General features: G+C 38.3%; 17 protein-coding genes and 1 riboswitch. Of the genes, 2 read left to right on the forward strand and 15 right to left on the reverse strand.

The annotated features are described in order from the left end of the window. Window positions 1–61 precede the first annotated feature (61 nt). Window positions 62–967: a sugar phosphate nucleotidyltransferase gene (locus AABJ51_RS18770; protein ID WP_338373795.1), complete on the forward strand. Its 906-nt coding sequence runs from the start codon at window positions 62–64 to the stop codon at window positions 965–967. Between the two features lie 172 nt (window positions 968–1,139). On the opposite strand, the gene AABJ51_RS18775 is transcribed toward AABJ51_RS18770, so the two are convergent. The 15 genes from AABJ51_RS18775 to recN all read right to left on the reverse strand — a co-directional run bounded on the left by AABJ51_RS18775 (window position 1,140) and on the right by recN (window position 19,583). Then, window positions 1,140–3,134, reverse strand: coding sequence for a TonB-dependent receptor plug domain-containing protein (locus AABJ51_RS18775; protein WP_338373796.1), 1,995 nt, complete (start codon window positions 3,132–3,134; stop codon window positions 1,140–1,142). Window positions 3,135–3,244: 110 nt separating this feature from the next. Then, window positions 3,245–3,410, reverse strand: a riboswitch (cobalamin riboswitch). 418 nt (window positions 3,411–3,828) lie between these two features. Further along, window positions 3,829–5,244, reverse strand: coding sequence for an MBOAT family O-acyltransferase (locus tag AABJ51_RS18780; RefSeq protein WP_338376046.1), 1,416 nt, complete (start codon window positions 5,242–5,244; stop codon window positions 3,829–3,831). A gap of 88 nt (window positions 5,245–5,332) precedes the next feature. Beyond that, window positions 5,333–6,742: a LysM peptidoglycan-binding domain-containing protein gene (locus tag AABJ51_RS18785; protein WP_338373797.1), complete on the reverse strand. Its 1,410-nt coding sequence runs from the start codon at window positions 6,740–6,742 to the stop codon at window positions 5,333–5,335. Window positions 6,743–6,759: 17 nt separating this feature from the next. After that, window positions 6,760–8,127, reverse strand: a complete 1,368-nt coding sequence (locus AABJ51_RS18790) for a GDSL-type esterase/lipase family protein (RefSeq protein WP_338373798.1) — start codon at window positions 8,125–8,127, stop codon at window positions 6,760–6,762. Window positions 8,128–8,293: 166 nt separating this feature from the next. Beyond that, window positions 8,294–9,712, reverse strand: a complete 1,419-nt coding sequence (locus AABJ51_RS18795; RefSeq protein ID WP_338373799.1) for an aromatic hydrocarbon degradation protein — start codon at window positions 9,710–9,712, stop codon at window positions 8,294–8,296. Window positions 9,713–9,896: 184 nt separating this feature from the next. Further along, a complete protein-coding gene (locus tag AABJ51_RS18800; protein WP_338373800.1) occupies window positions 9,897–11,840 on the reverse strand; it encodes an NAD(+) synthase in 1,944 nt (647 codons plus the stop codon). A 526-nt stretch (window positions 11,841–12,366) separates the two neighbouring features. Then, window positions 12,367–13,002, reverse strand: coding sequence for a peroxiredoxin (locus AABJ51_RS18805; RefSeq protein ID WP_026625347.1), 636 nt, complete (start codon window positions 13,000–13,002; stop codon window positions 12,367–12,369). Between the two features lie 140 nt (window positions 13,003–13,142). Beyond that, complete coding sequence (locus AABJ51_RS18810) at window positions 13,143–13,781, reverse strand: trimeric intracellular cation channel family protein (protein ID WP_026625346.1); 639 nt, start codon at window positions 13,779–13,781, stop codon at window positions 13,143–13,145. A 39-nt stretch (window positions 13,782–13,820) separates the two neighbouring features. Further along, window positions 13,821–14,900 carry a tRNA 2-thiouridine(34) synthase MnmA gene (mnmA, locus tag AABJ51_RS18815; RefSeq protein WP_338373801.1) on the reverse strand — a complete coding sequence of 360 codons (1,080 nt, stop codon included), beginning with the start codon at window positions 14,898–14,900 and terminating at the stop codon, window positions 13,821–13,823. Between the two features lie 81 nt (window positions 14,901–14,981). Then, a complete protein-coding gene (locus AABJ51_RS18820) occupies window positions 14,982–15,494 on the reverse strand; it encodes a hypothetical protein (RefSeq protein WP_338373802.1) in 513 nt (170 codons plus the stop codon). A gap of 173 nt (window positions 15,495–15,667) precedes the next feature. Further along, window positions 15,668–16,045, reverse strand: a complete 378-nt coding sequence (locus tag AABJ51_RS18825; RefSeq protein WP_414991939.1) for a YccF domain-containing protein — start codon at window positions 16,043–16,045, stop codon at window positions 15,668–15,670. Window positions 16,046–16,049: 4 nt separating this feature from the next. After that, a complete protein-coding gene (locus tag AABJ51_RS18830; RefSeq protein WP_338373803.1) occupies window positions 16,050–16,427 on the reverse strand; it encodes a RidA family protein in 378 nt (125 codons plus the stop codon). A gap of 12 nt (window positions 16,428–16,439) precedes the next feature. Next, on the reverse strand, window positions 16,440–17,180 hold the full coding sequence (rlmB, locus tag AABJ51_RS18835; protein WP_338373804.1) for a 23S rRNA (guanosine(2251)-2'-O)-methyltransferase RlmB: 741 nt from the start codon (window positions 17,178–17,180) through the stop codon (window positions 16,440–16,442). A gap of 31 nt (window positions 17,181–17,211) precedes the next feature. Beyond that, a complete protein-coding gene (locus tag AABJ51_RS18840) occupies window positions 17,212–17,925 on the reverse strand; it encodes a hypothetical protein (RefSeq protein ID WP_338373805.1) in 714 nt (237 codons plus the stop codon). Continuing rightward, a complete protein-coding gene (gene recN, locus AABJ51_RS18845; protein ID WP_338373806.1) occupies window positions 17,922–19,583 on the reverse strand; it encodes a DNA repair protein RecN in 1,662 nt (553 codons plus the stop codon). The genes AABJ51_RS18840 and recN overlap by 4 nt, the downstream gene beginning before the upstream one ends. 145 nt (window positions 19,584–19,728) lie before the next feature. Here recN and AABJ51_RS18850 point away from each other — a divergent pair, with 145 nt between their 5' ends. After that, window positions 19,729–20,340, forward strand: coding sequence for a hypothetical protein (locus AABJ51_RS18850; protein ID WP_338373807.1), 612 nt, complete (start codon window positions 19,729–19,731; stop codon window positions 20,338–20,340). The last annotated feature ends 1 nt before the right edge of the window (window position 20,341 follow it).

Below are 20,341 nucleotides of genomic sequence, written 5' to 3' on the forward strand. Positions count from 1 at the left end.
GATCTTTTCTTGCAAAAAAGTTAACTTTGTGACTCATCTAAATTTAATGAAACTAAACCATATGAAACCAACATTATTTGTTCTGGCTGCCGGAATGGGTAGTCGCTATGGAGGTCTGAAACAATTAGACGGATTAGGTCCTAATGGCGAAACAATCATGGATTACTCAATCTATGATGCTATTCAAAGCGGATTCGGTAAGCTAGTATTTGTTATTCGCAAATCATTCGAAAAAGAATTTGTTGAAAAAGTTGCATCTAAATATGACAAACATATTGAGGTAGAGGTAGTTTTTCAAGAGCTGACCGATTTACCCGAAGGATTTACCGTACACCCCGACCGTGTTAAGCCATGGGGAACAAATCATGCCGTATTGATGGGTAAGGATGTTATCAAAGAACCTTTTGCCGTAATCAATGCCGATGACTTTTATGGCCGTGACGGTTTTCAGACTTTAGCTAATTTTCTGAAAGATCTCGATGGCAGTAAAAATCATTATTGTATGGTTGGATACCGTTTGTGTAATACTCTTTCGGAAAGTGGAGCTGTTGCTCGTGGTGTTTGCGAAACAGATAAAGATGGTTTCCTGACCAGTGTGGTTGAAAGAACTCATATCGAACGTAAAGATGGTAAAATTCAATACAAAGATGCAGAAGACTATTGGTATGAATTACCTGAAAATACTCCGGTATCTATGAATATGTGGGGATTTACTCCTGAGTATTTCCAATATTCGGCTGAGTACTTTGTGAAATTCCTTGAATTGAACCAAAGTAACCTGAAAGCTGAATATTTTATACCATTGATGGTTGACCATTTGATTACTAATAAAACAGCGGATGTAAAAGTGCTTGATACTACTTCTAAGTGGTTTGGAGTTACTTATGCTGAAGACAGAGATTCTGTAGTTGCAAAACTTCAGGGCTTAGTTGATAAAGGTGAATATCCGACTCCTCTCTGGAAATAAGGTGACAGACCTATTTATTACTTTGGCAAGTATAACACCTGAGTTTGCTATAACTTGGAAACAAATGATTAAATACTTTTGTTGACTTAAAAGGTTTTATATCTTCTCACAAAAAAGTCCTTGAATTATTTTCAAGGACCTTTTTGTTTTCTATATTGATAGGTTGATATCCTTAGAAGTTCATTCTCAACGTGAAACGATATGCACGCCCCGGCATAGGATATCCGTCCATAATATAATAGATTTTGTTTGCCAGATTCGAAATGTCGGCTTGAGCCCGCATTGATACCATTCCTATATTGAATGATTTGTTCACCGATATTGTCTGATCGAGATATGGACTGATTTTGTTACTATCAATATTCTGGGGTAGAGAATATGTTTTTCCGCTAAGTACTATAGAATAAGAAATATTCAAAAATGGGTTTTCAAGACTTGCCGATCCGGCACCCGAATGACGAGGGGTATAAGGTATCTGGTCTTTGTAGTTTTTATCTTCGGCATTGGTTTTGTCTATTGCATGCTGATATGTATAGCTTCCCGATAATTGAAGGTTTATTTTAGTATTAAAGTCCATTCTTGTGTGTACATTTATGTCGAAACCATCGATGATGACTTTTCCCAAATTTACAGACTTCGGATTGAATGAAGAAGGGTAAATGATAATTTTATCTTTTACTGTATTGTGGTAGAAATCCGTTGTAACAGACAAGAAACTAAACAAGTCGGAGAATGACTCAGACCATGTCAGTCCGATATTGTACTGTTTGGTTTTCTCAGGTTTGAGAGACGAATTTCCTGAGTTTGTATAATATAAATCGTTAAAGGACGGTACTCTGAATATATCTTTATAAGAAGCCCTTACCCGCAAATTGGTTTCATCCAGTAATTTGTACGAGAGACTGACCGATGGTGATAACCTTTTTTTATCACTTGCTGCTGATCCGTTTTCTACATCTTCGGATACATATGTCCCTAAGAGTTTTCCGACTACAGTTAATCTGTCGTCTTGATATTTTCCAGAAAGAGCAGACAGTGAAGTGTACCTGTCGGGATAAGCAAATTTAGGAAGATTGGCACTCAAATGCCCATAGCTGATATCTTCTGCTAAAGAAAAAGATATGTTCTTACTGAGATTGTAGAGTAGGGTACCGGTTATATACAGTTCATTCTGGATATACTTATTCATTAACTCGCCATTAGGCTGCTTAGGGTTTTTGTCAATATATTTTGTCCATGTATGAGTATATTTGGCTTGTACCTGTAAGTCGAATTTATCATTCAGGTAATTAAGATATTTGGCTTGAGTGAAAAAATCTTTGTCCCAGAGCCGTTCTCCGTTTTTCTGATCAGAATATATGACTACTCCACCTGGTAATCCCCGTTCCGAGTCGAAGTAGTAAAGTTTAAAAGATAGTTTTTGCTTTTCTGTGAGATTGCCAAACAGATTGAGTTCTGTCCGTTTAATATCAACATCAGTGTTATTTCTTTTTCCCTTATATTTTTCGGATATATTATCCATCTCAAATCTGTATCGTCCGTCGGCTCTTTGCCAGCTTCCGTCAAGTGACAGTGTAAATTTATTGCCCAATTTATGAGCATAATACACATATGGATTAAATTGTCCCCACGATCCGGCGCGCAGCTGTACTTTTGCCGAATAATCTTTTTGCTTAAACTGAGGTGTTGAGGTTTGTATATCTAATACTCCAACGGCTCCCAATGAGCGTGCGGTACGGAATATATCGTCGGACTGTCCTATCGTCAAGGATATCATTTCTACATTATCAAGGGAGAATTTACCTATATCTATTTGTCCCGATTGTGCATTACTCACAGCCATACCATCGTATAAGACAGCAGTATGTTCTGAACCGACACCTCTTACAGCAATGGTTTTCATTCCTCCTATTCCTCCAAAATCTTTTACAACCACACCCGAAAAGCGGCGTACAGCATCCGCAACTGAAAGAATACCAACCTTGTCTATGGTTGAGCCGGAGAAGGTTTGTACCGGATTACTCGACAAGGTGATCGAAGGATGTAGCTTAGCCGAAACTTCTACTTCTTGAATGTGCTGGGTACCGATAGAGTCTTTAACCTGACCGACGGCAGATAAAGCATAACTTTGTATGATAACAAGCGGGAGAATATGGTAAAACTTCATTACAGTTGCTTAGAATTTTTATTTATAAATAATCATTCCGGCTTTCTGAATGGGAGTCTGAAGAGAAAGAAATCGAAGATTCTATCTTAAGCTTTATCCCTCGAAAGCTGTCTGATTGGAGTCGTTTTGCAGGTTTTCTGACTTGCTTTTACCTTTATTATTTCTAGGTTTAGCTTACAGTAGCGGGTCTGTCCGGGATTTTCACCCGATTACCCTTTTGCATCCGTTTCGGGAGTAGAGATAAAGTTACCCGAAGAGGAACAAAACAACATTGCAAAGATAGCTTATAACTTAATTATAGTTAGACTTTTTGAGCGGAAAATTGTGTCATGTGTTGTTAAATAAGGGGGATACCTCTTTGGGATTTTATCTAGGCTGACAGTCTCTTTTGTCTTTTTTATCTATAGTAAAAGCGTTCTTTAAATGGTTGGTATCTGATGAGACAATCTGAAAATGTGCCAATAAGGTAACAATGCAAAAAGTATATTTTCAGTGTAACCTTTGTAACCTTTTCGGGGATTCTGTAGGGGCGAATAATTATTCTCCCGGTATCTACAAGCGAAAGGTTTTGACTCTATGGGCAGGTGAAGTTCCGAAATTGGTAAGAAGTAACAGAACAAAGTGTGCATAAAGGCTATTACCTTTGTTACCTTTTAGAGTTAAATCGTTGATTTATTGATGAAATAACAGGCGCTTAAAATTGAAAATAGATAAATGGTTGAGTTTCGCTGGAAGCGGTCACATATACCAGCCAGAAAACAATTCCGATAATAATTGCTTTTCCGATAAAAGGAAGTTTTTCAAATCCTGTTTGTACCAGTTTAGTGAACTTCTCGGGAACAAAGTGTAGCATATACCCGATAGCTATTACAATAAATACATTGCGGTATCCATCTATAATAACAAGCCATTCTTCGGGAATAAACTCTAGGTGTGATATATTTGTGATTAAATCTATTGCGGTCTGATATGAATCAGCCTTAAAGAAAATCCAGCAGAATGTTACAAAGTGGAAGGTTAGTATCCCGCAAATAAGATTTACGAGAATATTCTTTTCCGGTAGTTTAAAGAGTTGCTTACATAGTCGTTCTACAGCTAATGCGCCTCCATGCAATGCCCCCCATGCGATATATTTCCATGCAGCTCCATGCCATAGGCCGCCTATAAGCATAGTCAGGAACAGATTGATGTAAGTTCGGATTTTCCCCTTACGGTTTCCTCCCAAAGGGATGTATAGATAATCTCTCAGCCACGATGAAAGGGATATGTGCCATCGTTTCCAGAATTCGGTAACGGAAGTCGATTTATAAGGAGTGTGAAAGTTCTCGGGCAGTTTAAAGCCCATCAGTAAGGCTATGCCAATAGCCATATCTGAATATCCCGAAAAGTCGCAGAATATTTGTAATGTATATCCATATGCTGCCATTAAAGACTCGAATGGAGTATAGGTTAGAGGACTGCTGAATATCCGATCTACAAAATTGAATGAAATGAAGTCCGAGATCACTGACTTTTTAATGAGTCCACTTATGATAAGGAATAAAGCGAAGCTGGCATCTTCTTTTGATAGAGTTATTTTTCGCAGAGCTTGAGGTAAAAAGTCTTTTGCTCTCACTATCGGACCTGCTACCAGCTGGGGAAAGAAACAAAGATAGAATGCAAAATCAAAGACATTAGCCGCCGGCCTTAGTTTTTTGTGATAGAGGTCTACTGAATAGCTGATTGCCTGAAATGTGAAAAATGAGATACCGATTGGCAGCATAATATGCTGTGGCAGAAAGTCCTTGTGAAATACGGTATTTATATTGTCAATAAAGAAATTTGTGTACTTATAATATGCCAGAACTCCCAGATTTAAGATAACGGTAAACGAAAGGACAAGTTTACGTGTTACTTTTTTTCTTGACAAGTCCATTGTTTCGGACAGAATATAGTTGATCAGAGCCGAGAATACAAGCAATATAACGTATTCGCCTCCGGCCTTATAATAGTAGAATAAAGAAAAGAGGATTACATATCCTGTTCTGAAATGCTTATAGTTGCGGGTAAATATGTATATGAAGTAAAAGACAAGAAAGAAGCCGAGAAATAACGCACTGCTGAAAAGCATAGGATTTTTCGGGTCATATTTAAACCATGATGTTACAAGATCCGGTGTGAAATATGATAAGATCGGTTCGAGGTAGGTTGATAGCATTCTATTTTACTCTGTTTTTGATGTATTGGTCGTAAGCTTTTAGAAAGTCCGTTGCGAATAATATGCCTTGTTCTTCGTATCCGTCTTTGGTGTAATGAACTCTGTCTCTTGCCATATTTCCGGATAGGTTATTGTTGAGGGGAGCCTCTATTCCTCCCAGTTTCGAGAGCAAATCCCAAACAACGTAGTCGTTCGATTGCATCATTGCGTCTCTGTAACCTTCGATAAAGTCGTTGGGGGTACTTCTTCTGAACAGCGATGGAGGCGGTGTGGTTACGAGTATGATTGCAGATTGATTTTCGTATCGAATACTTTGTACCAACTGATTTAGCTGATCCATATAGTATGGAGTCGACCATTTACCGAAAGACTCATTGGTACCCAGAGAGATAATGACAAGATCAGGATGGAGTATCGGTAATTGTTTAAAAAACAGGGGGTACTTATTGTAATCAGACAGCTTCGCTCCATTTACTCCGATAGTATGATAGATAATGCCCGGCTTATCGTTCTCGATTACTATGCCGCTTAAGTTGGATTCTGTCACTTTACTCTTTGATGTAATATATGCGGTATTGGATAGAATAGAATCTTTGGCTTCTATATAGTATTTCCCGGCTTGAGATGTAATTGTTTCGGGTTTTCGGTTATCTGTTTTGGGGACTGATCTTGTTGGTTTAGCCTTTTCTGAGACTACGAGTACCATTCCCTTCTTTATTGTGCTTGACTTGAGGTCATTCCAAGCTTTCAACTGTTCTATGGTTGTGTGATTGTTTAATGCGATTCGGTACAGGGTTTCGCCTGTTTTCACGGTATGGATTTTTACTTCCGATTCGGATAAGTCTTCTTTAGTCACAGGATGAATATCTTCTCGTTTTTCCTGGGGTTCATCGGTGAATGAGACTTCGAAATTAGTTTCGCGAGATGTCGATAGGACTTTTATCTTATTGAAAGCATACAGCGGATTTACCTCTAATTGGAGGCTGGCATTTGCTTTGTTTGTATAAAAACCTATACCGCTCAAGCCGATGGAAACATCGGTAATCGGAAAAATATTCCGGCGGTTATTCCAGACGGCATTAGATGAGAATTTGGTATAGCCCGTTCCGTTAGTTTTTGCAAGTGAATATGGAAAACAGAATCCATATCCACCGTTTCCGAAGCGTGATTGAAGAGCCTGCCGTATGGTATTGGTGAACAGATCCGCCTGTATGTGAGAATCGCCTATATGTACAATATTGACTTTACCCGATTTATTATGTTCGAGTTTGTACAGTTTTTCAAAGAGAGGTTTTAGCTGCTGGTAATTATGAAAATCATTACCAGAGGACTCTATCCCGTTTTCAGCGAATATTAATCCATGAAAAAATGCGGATATAATAAATAGTAGTATGGCTCTTTTTAATATCATCAATCAATTATGGTGTTCTATTTCATTTTCTTGTATTCAGAGTAGCCTTTATCTAATTCATGGTATAACAAAGTGCTTATTTTTCGGGCTCCTTTGGCATTAAAGTGAGTATAATCTTTATTGGCGTAACCTTCGTTAACCCAGTTGACCATTGAACCGTCTCCTCCCATCAAAGACTGGAGGTCTATAAATCCAGCATAGACTTCATGGGCACAATTACGTTGAGCTTTGATTAATGGCGGAACTGCTTTATCGCTTTTCATATCCATATCCACTTTTTTAGCTCGGTCTCCAACTGATACGATTAGTATGTCGGCTTTCGGAAAACAGTTTCTCAGGTGATTAACTACTGAGATCATTTTATTTTCGTACCAACTGTAATCAGAGGTTCCATATCCGAGAACATTGGTTCCGTATTGCAAAACGATGAGATCGTAATTTAAAGTTTCATCCAATGCATTCATAAGGCTTTTGTTATACAAAGATAGCGGTAATCCTGAATTTCCTCTAATGGAGAAATTATCTACGTGTACACCTTTTCCGTCATCGAAGTTTACTCCATAGAATGGAATGGAATCAGCTTTTTCGAATGCGATTTTCAGAGTCTTTCCTGTATTGCCGAGATTGCATGTATTCAGAGTTCTATCTGTATTTAATTTGTATTCGGGTACAGAGTCTTTATTGCCTGTGGTTACTCTGATTCGAGCATCCTTGTTGCCCGAACTTCCATAGAATAGTACAGGATTGTATAACATTGATATATTATCTTGATTCGATGCTGTATATTTTACCCAGGATGTTCCAGCTGGAGCAGCAAAAAAGACTTGTCCGTCTATCCCAAATGGGCGGGTTGGCCTCTTAACGGTCAGACATGATTGGGTTTTCCAGTCTTTTGAATACTGATGGCTGATTGTCCCTCTCGCTGAAGCAGATAAGGACGTAATTCCCACGAATCCAGCACCTTTGCCTCCGTATCTGCTTTGATAGGCTTGACGGATATCTTGTACTATAAGGTCTCCGTCTGTCATTGAATCACCGAAATAGGCTATTCTAACTTTACCTTTTCCGTTTGTTTCAAGTTGGTATAGCTTTTCATAGAATGATGAGAGGTTGCCAAGTCCCTCACTGTCATCGGATATTGATATATGCACTCTGTTTGCCAATGAATCTTCCTTGATCGAATCAGGGAGGATAGCATCAACAATCATCGCACTATCTGCAATTGCAGCCAGTGCAAGGCTATCTATGACAATGCCATCACTGTCTTTCTTGTTATCAGTGAATATATTCTTGGGAAGTATCTGTTTTAGTCCGAAGAATACCCCTATTGCTATCGCTATAGCTAAGAATGACTTTACAAAATAATTTTTTGTTCTTTGTTCCATAAAATAAAGAAAATCAGATTATAATACGATATAATGTAATCTGCCGTTCTAGTCGTTGTTGTTCTAATTCGCTGCAAAGCTAGTTACTTTCTTTACATTTTAGAAAGGTCTATAACTAAAAAAAACTGCCATTGGCAGTTTTTTTTAGTTATGATATGTAAGAAGGTTAAAATGAGAAGTCTACCCCTGCTCCAAATACTTTGTTTGTTCTGGAGAAGACATCTTTATTAGTTCCTCCACCGGGAGTTTTTGAATAATCAGAATAGTTTGTCCAAAAGTAACCAATATTGATTCTTACAGTAGGAGAAACGTTAACAGCTCCACCAAGTCCTAAAGAATAGGAATTACATGAAAAGCTCAAGTCTTTTTGATAACTGTCCTCAACTCCATATCGTGTAATCTGTCCTCCGGCACTTATCAGAAACATCCTGTCGATACGGTATTCTAATCCGGCAAGATATTCATTAGTTGAACCTGCATACTTTTGTTTATTATCTTGCATCTTTGCATTTGAATCAAAGAAATGGTGATAGCCTACACTAGCCAATAGTTTGGGAGTAATCTGATACGATGCGCCCATAGTCAATAATGCAGGAATATCGTGAGCTGTATTTACTCCATCTCCAAACATGCCGGTGTCATCGACTTTTGTGTCATTCTCAACATCAAGAGCTGTCTTGAATTCATATTTAACTCCAATATTGAGCTTATCGTAATTGAAGTTGAACCCTAGAATTGGAGCTACTCCCCAACCATTTTGCGTGCTTTCGAGGTTGATACCATTTTCTGAAGAAGCCATTGTGGCAAATGCTGCTCCCTTGTATGCTGTCGCTAATTGATCAGGGACAGCTTGTCCAGAGGCTATTAAGCCCTGTATCTGGTCATTTAAGCCCTTGGTTATGGCTGAATAGATCGCATTTGTATTGATTCCTACCGGTTCTACCTGAAACCCTTTTATATATCCTTCGTATTTATTCTTTACAATATTAAGTCTGAACCCTACATAAGCCGAGAACATCTTGTTGATTTCGTAAGTACCCCCTAGCTGTCCACCAAATATAAAGTTAGATCCCTTCATATGCTGATCCATTTTATAGGCGGTTGCCGTATAGTTTGGGTTTGCCATAGGCAGTAATGCAGTTGTCGATCCCAGCATTGCTTCGAATGAAGGCAATCCGTTATCAAAAGTTGCTTTACCTCCTCCTCCTGAAACAGCAAAGCTGCCTGATAGAACCCAGCGTCCTTTCTTATATGCTCCCTGAAAACTCGGAATAATGGGTGCAGATGCTTTTCCTTCAAATTCGCGAGTTGCAGAGCCTCCATTTAGTTTGAAAACATCTGCAGTAGAAGTTATAGTTCTGGTCTGGAATGCACTCTGATTAGTAAATGAGAAGTGAAAGCCATCGCTCAGTTTTATTAATCCCGCAGGATTAGTATAAACAGCATCTATCTCAGTAGAGGCGTCTCTCGACGGATTACGTAAGAAGTGTGCACTCTGATTAGTATTAGTTAAAAGACCTCCTGCCAAAACGCTGGCTGAGATATTAGAAGCTATAGCAATTGCTATAAGTTTAGTTTTATTCATGAAATCTAAAATAAATAATTGATAGAGTTTTATGAGACTCTTGTTTAATACAATCAACTTTAGTTGCCGGAGCAACAAAGAGGTTCACGACCTTTGGGCTGCAAATGTATTAATATTATTTTAGTTTCAAAAGAAACTATCTTAAAATAACTATCTGGTTATCAATAGTTTGTTGTGTATGCAACTATTGCATAGTTTCTAATTGCTGCATCCATAAGGCAACAGATGCATCACTAACCATACGCCAATCGCCACGAGGTGAAAGGTTTATGGATCCGACTTTAGGCCCATCCGGTATACAATTCCGTTTGAATTGTTGAGAGAAAAAACGCCAGTAAAAAGTTCTGAGCCATTTTAGTATAACCGATTCTTCGTATTGCCCCGAAAATGCTATTTTAGCCAGAAAATAAATCTTGCGTGGCTCATATCCGAAGCGTAACATGTTGTATAAGAAGAAGTCATGCAAAATATAAGGGCCAACAGTATCTTCTGTTATCTGAAGTATCTCACCATTCTCTCCGGCAGGTAATAATTCAGGGCTTACAGGTGTATCAAGTATGTCGACAAGAATTGCTTGAGATGAATTGTCCATTTGTTTTTCCGATATCCATCTCACCAATGTTTTTACCAGCGTTTTGGGTATACTTGTGTTTACAGCGTACATCGACATATGATCGCCATTGTATGTGCACCAGCCCAAAGCCAATTCCGAAAGGTCTCCTGTACCTATAACGAGCCCGTTTACTTTGTTGGCATAATCCATCAATATCTGTGTACGTTCTCTAGCCTGAGAATTTTCGTATGTTACATCATGAATATTTTCATCGTGATCAATATCTTTGAAATGTTGTATGACAGCATCTTTTATAGATATCTCACGGATGGAAACACCCAGTGATTTCATCAATTCAATGGCGTTATTATAAGTACGGTCGGTAGTTCCGAATCCGGGCATAGTGATACCGTATATATTTTCACGAGGAATATTCAGTTTATCGAAAGCTTTAGCGGTAACTAATAAAGCCAAAGTAGAATCCAGTCCTCCCGATACACCTATTACTGCTGTTTTGATATTGGTGTGTAACAAACGTTTAGCTAAACCTCCGACCTGAATAGAGAATATTTCGGAACATCTGGCATCAAAATTTTCAGACGAGGGAATAAATGGGGTAGGGTTGATAAACCTATCAGGAGTATAATCTGATTTGTCATCCGTACTGATTGTATCTATATGAATAGTACGGTATCGGGTATTATCGAGCTGCCTGTATTCTGATGTGGAAAACGATTTGTTTTTCAGTCGGTCGTATCTTAATCTGTCTATATCGATATCAGCAATACACAGTTGTGAATCAAAACTAAAACGTTCGGTATTGGTGAGTATGCTTCCATTTTCGGCAATCATGCTGCTGCCCGAAAATACAAGATCGGTAGTAGATTCGCCGTTCCCAGCTGCTGCATAAACATAACCTGCAATACAACGGGCTGATTGCTGGCTGACCAATAATCGGCGGTATTCGTTCTTTCCTATAGTTTCGTTACTTGCCGAAAGATTAAATATAACTTCAGCCCCATATAGCGAATGTATCGAAGAAGGAGGAATCGGAGTCCAGAGATCTTCACAGAGCTCTATGGCAAAACTGAAATCTTTGGTTTTGAATATCAAGTCTGTTCCCACAGGTATGTTTTGTCCGCAAAGTTCAACGGTTGATTGGGTCAACTCACGAGCCGAAGAAAACCAGCGTTTATCATAAAATTCATTGTAGTTCGGTAGGAACGTTTTGGGTACTATCCCCAGAATTTCGCCCCTATGAATAACTATACCGACATTGTATAACCTATTTGATATTTCAATAGGTGCACCTATGATTGTTATAATGTCAGATTCTGCTAGTTCTCTTTTGATCCGTTCGATAGAATCTGTCACACCATCAATAAGTAACCGTTGGTGGAACAAGTCATTAGCTGTATATCCGGTTATGCATGTTTCGGGAAAAACAATGGCTTTGACACCCGATTTTTTAGCTTTATTTATTGTGTCTAAGATTTCAGATGTATTGAAAATGCAGTCAGCAACCCTAAGTCGGGGTGTCGCTGCAGCTACTTTTATAAAACCATAATTACCCATAATATCTTTCGTATTGAGGTCGTAGACCTATTTGTATATTAGTAAACAGCTCTAGACTGTAAGAACAAAATTAAAACAAAAATTACGATTGAAGCGAATCTAAGTCCGAATAATCAATTTTGATATCATCAAGGAAAGCAAAAGGTAACATTTAAATCAGTTAACAGTTATCAATAAACAATAATCAACTGCTCATTTTAAATTTTCCGAAAAGGTTACAAAGGTAACAGCCTTTATGCACACTTTGGTCTGTTACTTCTTACCTATTTCGGAACTTCAACCTGCCCATAGAGTCAAAACCTTTCGCTTGTAGATACCGGGCGAATAATTATTCGCCCCTACAGAATCCCCGAAAAGGTAACAAAGGTTACACTGAAAATACACTTTTTGCGTTGTTACCTTATTATCACAATTTCAAATTGTCTCATCAGATACTAACCATTTAAAGAACGCTTTTACTATAGATAAAAAAAAGTGACCTAAATCTAGGTCACTTTCTTTATATAGTTTTAGAAAGATCTGACTATTAGTGAGAATGAGCAAGATAGTCTGAAATTCCTTCTTGAGTAGCTTTTAAACCTTCTTTACCTTTTTTCCAGTTTGCAGGACAAACTTCACCGTATTGTTCTGTGAATTGCAAAGCATCTACTACACGGATTGCTTCTTCAACGCTACGTCCAAGAGGCATATCATTTACAACTTGGTGACGAACGATACCTTCTTTGTCGATAAGGAATAATCCGCGGTAAGCCTGAGGTGTTCCAACGAATACGTCTTCGCCTTCTTCGTTATAGTCGAAATCGCCAGCCAATACATCGAAATTTTTAGAAATTAATAGAGTTTGGTCTGCAATGATAGGATATTTAACGCCTTTGATACCACCTTCGTTTTGAGGTGTCTGAAGCCATTTCCAGTGAGAAAATGCAGAGTCTACAGATGCACCAACAACCGCTACATTACGAGATTCGAATTCTGCGATTTGTTCTTGGAATGCGATTAGTTCAGTTGGGCAAACGAATGTAAAATCCGCAGGGTAAAAGAAAAATAATACATATTTTTTACCGATGAACTGCTCCAAAGAAAATTTTTCAACAATTTCGTTTCCGTTTATAACTGCGCCGGTTGAAAATACAGGTGCTTTTTTTCCTACTAATACTGCCATGATTTTGTAATTTTAAATTTTAATATTTGTTTGTTATCTGAGTACAAACTTACAAATTCACTTTTGATAAATCAAATAGATAATTATTATCTAGATATAGATATTTGTAATGTTTTTAACAGTGTGATTTAACACAATCGCTAATCCTCTCCTTTAAGTATCGGCAATCTCCATTGATAGCGGGTTGCCACGATACGGATCACAAAAACAAATAGGGCGCTGGCTATCTGAATGACAGACATATTTACCCCAATATAATTCAAAAAACAGAATAGTCCTGCTCCTAAAATACAAGCTACAGCGTATAGTTCCTGAGTGAATATGATAGGTATTTCATTGATCAGTATATCGCGGATGATACCTCCGACGACTCCTGTTATTGTACCCATAATAATGACGACCCACCATTCGTAACCCAATGAGAAGGCTTTTTCGGAACCGACAACAACAAAGAGACCTAATCCGATGCTGTCGAACCAGAAAAATGTATTGTTTAGTTTTACCAAAAACTTTCGGAATACTATTACAAAAAACAAAGCAAAAACAGTACACCAAAGATATACGCTCGATAATAACCAAAAAGGAGTCAGCCCCAAAAGCAGGTCACGCAGAGTACCACCTCCGATAGCTGTAACCAAACCTACGACAAGAGCACCGAACCAGTCGAACTTTTTAGCGGAAGCGAGACGAATACCACTAATGGCAAACGCAAAAGTTCCGATAAATTCAATTATATCTACGAATTGAATATTTTGCCAAAAATCAGGTAGTTTTTCCATACCTATACACCATAAATATACGTTTCTGTTTTGTCTAATTTATTCGGCTGTCTCATCAGCTATAACACCGCTGCCCAGACAAAGTTTAGAATCTTTGTCATAAACGACACCGAATTGTCCGGCTGCTATTCCTTGTATCTTATCATCAGAATATATACGGTATATATCGCCGATCTTTTCGATCCTGCCTGATGTAAACTCCGGAGTATGGCGTACTTTGAATGTAATATCTTTAGTACCTTCAAAATCGCCCCATATATCTTCTGTAATGAATGAAAAACCTCCAAGATTTACTACTTTTCCGTATTGTGTTTCGGGATTATACCCATTCGATACATAAATAATATTTCTCTTTATATCTTTTTTGATCACAAACCAAGGTCCTCCGCTCAGACCTAGTCCTTTGCGCTGCCCGATAGTGTGAAACCAGTATCCGTTGTGTTTGCCTAATACTTTGCCTGTTTCGAGTTCGACTATTTTTCCCGGACGTTCGCCCAGATAACGACCTATAAAATCATTATAATTGATTTTTCCAAGAAAGCAGATACCCTGACTGTCTTTTCGCATAGCCGAAGGTAGTCCCTGTTGGGCAGCAATAGCCCTTACTTCACTTTTTTGAAGATGTCCTATCGGAAACATGAGTTTCGATACCTGCATATAGTTGATCTGTCCTAGGAAATAGGTTTGATCTTTGACATGATCGGCTGCTGTTGACAACCAGCTTTTTCCGTCCAGCTCTGTTGTTGTAGCATAATGGCCGGTAGCGATTTTATCAAACTCATGTCCCCAGTTTTGTTCGAAACATCCAAATTTGATCATTTTATTGCACATCATATCCGGATTGGGTGTCAAACCCCGTTTTACGGCTTCTATGGTATAGCTTACGACATTCTCCCAGTACTCTTCATGCAGGGATACTATTTCAAATTTACAACCGTATTTTTTTGCAATGTAAGATGTTATCTCAATATCTTCTTCTGCAGGGCAATCGATATACCCGTCTTTGTCCTCCATTCCTATACGTATATAGAAAATGGTCGGATCGTAACCTTGTTCTTTCAGTTGGTGTACTACAACCGAACTGTCTACTCCTCCTGAAACGAGAGCTGCTATTTTCATACTCGATTGATGACCTCCTCGCCATCTTTAATGTTTAAACTAGGGTTCAAGGCCCTGCTAATTAATTGTCCGCTGTTTTTTTTACCAGATTTTGGTGTTGCCAAACATTTTTAGGCTCCCCATTCCGATACATACTCCTGCTCTCACAAAATACTGGCTTCTACCGTGGCTGACATCAAAATCGTATCCTGCTTTCACAAAAAAGAATTTATAATCGAAGTATAAATTCGGGGTGACTGTTATTGCGTTTTTACGATTGTGTCGAAAGTCGAACAAGTATCCGCCATCTACACCGAGTAAAAGAGTGAATGGTGTATTATTGAAAAAATCTTCTGAAAAAAAGGTGCTTATCTGTATTGGTTTCAGATGAAGACCACTCATCTTTGCTCCGCCCGATGTGGTGAACTCAAGTCCGCTCGAAACAAAAGAATTAAGTTTGTTATGAGCCGGATGATAAGTTGGAAATGACCCGCTGAAAACAAATTGTCCATCAGACTTTTCCGAATATTGTCCTCCTATCCCGACAAATTGTCCGTAACTGATTAGTGGTACGAAAACCAATAAAACGAATAATAAGCTCTTTATCTTTCTCATACGATAATCCCTCTTTAATTTTTTTTACAAAAATAATGCTTTATTCCGAAGTATCGAAATGAATATCTCCGGCGGTTATCTATCTCTTATATAATTTTTTTATATCGAGGTGGTAAAAAGAAAGCCTCTTCTTTTATGAAGAGGCTTTAACCTGTATATTTTAATTCTGAAAGTCAGGCATCAACGACTTGTTTTCCGAATGGGAAGAAAGCGAGTTTTATAAATTTAAAATGCTGCCTTCCGAATGGAATGCCTATAATGGTTATGCACAGCAGTACACCCAATATGATATGCGATAAGGCAATCCAAAAGCCTCCGAATATAATCCATATCACATTCATAATTGTATTGAGGCATCCCGATGAGTTCTCGGTAGTCACTACACGGCTTCCGAAAGGCCAGATGGCCAGTATTCCCAGTTTTAGGGTTTGCAACCCGAATGGTATGCCTACAATAGTCACCATTAACGCCAAACTGCCGAAAATATACTCGAGAGCTATAGCAAAGCCTCCGAATACGAGCCAGATTAAATTACAAATGGTTTTTATCATATTCTTATCTGACAGCAATAACTTCTATTTCTATCAAAGCTCCTTTTGGGAGATCTTTTACTGCGAAAGCAGAACGGGCAGGAAACGTTCCGCTGAATTGGGCTGCATACACTTCGTTCATGGCAGTAAAGTCTGCTATATCAGCAAGTAAGACGGTTGTTTTAACGATGTTGTCGGTAGATAATCCGGCTTCACTCAAGATAGCTTTGATATTCTTGAACACCTGTTCGGTTTGTTCTTTGATACCTCCTGATACAAATTCTCCGGTAGCCGGATTGATAGGAATCTGTCCTGAGGCATATATTGTACCATTTACTTCTATTGCTTGGCTGTATGGTCCGATTGCAGCCGGAGCATTATTGGTCGATATTACTTTTTTCATTGTATTTTGAATTTATTGTATATTTTTCTGACGTATAACTTCATAGATAAGTACCCCTGCTGCCACCGAAACATTCAGCGATTCTATTGTTCCGAATTGAGGTATTTTTACCAGTTCATCGCAGATCCGAAGGTTTTCGTGAGATACACCGGTATCTTCAGCACCCATTACGATAGCTACAGGGCCTGTGTAATCAACATTGGTATATAGATTGGCTCCTTTTTCTGTAGCGGCTACCAATTTTATTCCACTGTTTTGTAAGAAATGCAAGGCTTCTCCCAGATTTTGTTCTTTACATACAGGAATTTTAAGCAATGCCCCGGCAGAGGTTTTTACTGCATCGGCATTAACGGTTACACTCCCACGTGCAGGAATAACAATCGCATCTACTCCGGCAACTTCGCAAGTACGTGCTATTGCGCCGAAATTTCGGACATCGGTCAATCCGTCAAGTACAACTATAAACGGATTTTTACCTTGTTCGTATAAGAAAGGGATAATATCTTCGATTCTTTCGTATGTGATAGCCGAAAGAAAAGCAATAACTCCCTGATGATTTTTACGGGTAAACTTATCAATACGTGCGATAGGTACTTTCTGCATCGGGATATTATGAGCAGCCAGAACTGTTGAAAGCTCTTTGAATAAATCTCCCGACAATTCGCGCTTGACAATCACTTTATCTATTTCCTTTCCGGCTTCCACTGCTTCAATAACAGCACGTATACCGAAAATCATTTCTTTTTCTTTCATTTAGCTTTATGTATAAATTTACTTTTAGACCTTAATTTACATCCTCGAACCCGTATTTGTCTCTGAAATCTGATAAAGTATTCTCTTTGCGTGTATTGATGTATATGAGATCATCGACATCAGTATCCAAATCCTGAACGGTATAATATAAGAGTAAAGCATCGGCTGAATAATAGATCATGAGTCCGTTATTATCAACCACTTTTTCCCAATTATCGGATAGATCCTTTTCGAACGATTCCCAAAGCTCGTTTTCCTTTACATCGCTTTTGTAAGAAACAAATCCGTAAGGATACCCTCCTTTGGTTTTCTTTTGCAGATCGGTATCTCCGCTGGCTGCCTGATAATACATAATCATTTCGAGAAACTCGGTTAGCCGTAACGTTTCGGGATACCAGACAACCTTATTCTCAGATTCTCCGATATTAGGAGACTGATATACTTTGATATTTTTTTCCTTGTCTGCATCTTCTAGATCTACTGCCCAAGAAAGCATTGCCTGATTTTCTTCGAGAAATACTATCTTATTGCTTTTGATATATATTTGTTTTGGCTGTGCGAAAAATTCAAACCCATCGGTAAATAATGGAATTTTTCCGACCTGTAGATAAAAGTCTTTCAAATCATTCGGCAGACTAGTTTCTAACTTACCTTCAGCCGATACTATTGCATCAATGCCGAGACCTTCGGATGGATCTAATTTCCGTCCTAATATTTTTTCTGCTGTATTTTTTATTTTACTCATTTTGTTCCTAACATTTCTTTTGCATTCTCGATGGCCGCATCTGTTATTTTCGATCCACTTAGCATTTGAGCGATCTCCTGAATCCGTTCGTTATCATTCAATCGTTTCAGATTGGTTGTGGTTTCGGTTTGGCTATCCGCTTTATAAACAAAATAATGGGCTTTACCTTTGGCTGCTATTTGAGGTAGATGAGTGATCGCAATAACCTGCATCTGTCCGCCAAATTCTTTCATTATCTGTCCCATTTTATCTGCTACTTCACCGGATACACCTGTATCCACTTCATCAAAAATAATGGTTGGTAAGGCTGTTGCTCCTGCTATCATTGATTTGAGGCATAGCATAACCCTCGATATTTCACCGCCCGATGCTACATCGGCAACAGGTTGCAAAGGTACATTCTTATTTGCAGAAAACATGAATTGCAAATCATCTATTCCTGTAGAGTCTGGATGAGATTTAGCGGTGATCCGGCATTCAAAGCGGACATTAGGCATACCCAGATAGGTGATTTTTTCGATTAATTGCTTTTCTATCTTCGGGGTTGTTGACTTGCGCTGTTTACTGAGCTTTTCGGCGCAAATGAGCATTTTATTCTGTTTGGCCTGTAAATCTTTTTCCAGTTCTTCGATCTGCTGATCGTATGAATCTATATTACTCAGTTTAATAGTAAGTTCTTCGTAGATAGAAATCAGTTCGGCGATTGAAGATACTCTGTGCTTTTGCTGTAAAGAATATAGCTGATCCAGTCTTTCTTCAATAAAGGTCAGCCTTTCGGGATCGAATTCTACATCTCCGGCGGAGCGTTCGGTTTCGCTGCTTAAATCTTTTAAGTCTATATACGCCGATTCTAGCCTTTGCGCGATAGACTCAGCATTGTAATAAACTCCTGTCAATCCGTTTGCTGCATTTAATCCTTCTTTAAGAGATACAACAATCCCTTTATCGTCATCCGATAAAAGATTGTGTATTTTATATAGAGCCGATTTTATGTCTTCTGCGTGATTGAGAGTCGACAGTTCTTTTTCAAGTTCGTCTTGCTCTCCTTCTGTTAATTTAGCTTCGGACAAGGCTTCGTGCTGAAATCTGAAATAGTCCTCGTCTGCCTTATTCTGAGCGGCTAGATCCTGTAAATCAAGTAATGATTTTTCGGCTTGTTTATATATTCTGAACGCTTGTCTGTATTCTTTTAATAAAGTTCCTGTTCCGGATAAAGAATCTATAACTTGAAGTTGGAAATGTGTATCACCCAACATCAGATTCTGATGCTGCGAATGAATATCTATAAGAAAGCCACCCAGATCTTTCAGTTCGGTAAGAGATACGGGTGAGTCATTGATAAATGCTCTGGATTTTCCCGATGACAATATTTCGCGTCGTAATATATAAGTCTGAGGATCATACTCAATTCCGGCCTGTTCGCAAAAATCTTTCAGGTCATAAGCCGATACATCAAATGTTCCTTCAATAATACATTTGCTTTCTCCTTGTTTGATAGCTTTGATATCTGCTCTTTGTCCTAAAATAAGAGAAAGAGCACCTAGAATAATAGACTTTCCAGCTCCGGTTTCTCCTGTGATAACAGAGAATCCCGACTCAAAATCTATCTCCAGACTATCTATCAAGGCATAATTCTTAATATATAATGATTTTAGCATAATGTTTGATAATCAACAAAATGTAATGTTTATATTTCAGGTAGTCTGCGCTTATACACGTATATCTAACCTTAAAGCAAAGGTAGTGAAATTTCGTTATCTTGACATACCTTCTTATATTTGTAATCTTTAATTACGAATGAAAATGACCGATTATAAAACTCAAATAAAAGAACTTCGACAGATTGTGCCTATCCCCATGTCTGAAGCATTGCAGATGCTTAAAGAAAACAATGGAGACGTGAAGCTTTGTGTCGAAAAGTTTAAAGTAGCTGCTATAGCAAAGATATGCAGTGAAACGGGCTGTGATAAGTATACTGCCGAGAAATATTATGAACGGGAAAAATATGATTTGAACCGTACTGTTTCGATGATAAGAGAAGATATGTACGATCTCAATTATAAACCGATAGGAGGTATTACAGCTGAGGGGCTAGGAAAAGTGAGATTGTGGATTTCTTTTGTCGAAGAAAAAGATTTTGCTACAGCCTTAGATTATAAAGAATTACCCGAGGTAATCCGGTCGTTATTACTTATTCCATCTTTGAAACACTTTGGAATTGCTGTTCAACAAGCCCGAAAAATCAAAGATTCTATATTTAAGGGGTATAGTGATGATTTAAGTATTGATGAATTTGTCCGGCGCAATGTGAGGTTAGATGATCATCTCGAATTTCAAAAACAGTACAAATCTGTGACGCTAAGTATTATTCCTCTTAAAGAAGAATTAAACAGGCATCGGCGGAATATGAAGTGAG

It is taken from the genome of Indolivaga capnocytophagoides (assembly GCF_036511535.1).
GTDB classification, from domain to species: Bacteria; Bacteroidota; Bacteroidia; order Bacteroidales; family Dysgonomonadaceae; genus Dysgonomonas_A; species Dysgonomonas_A capnocytophagoides.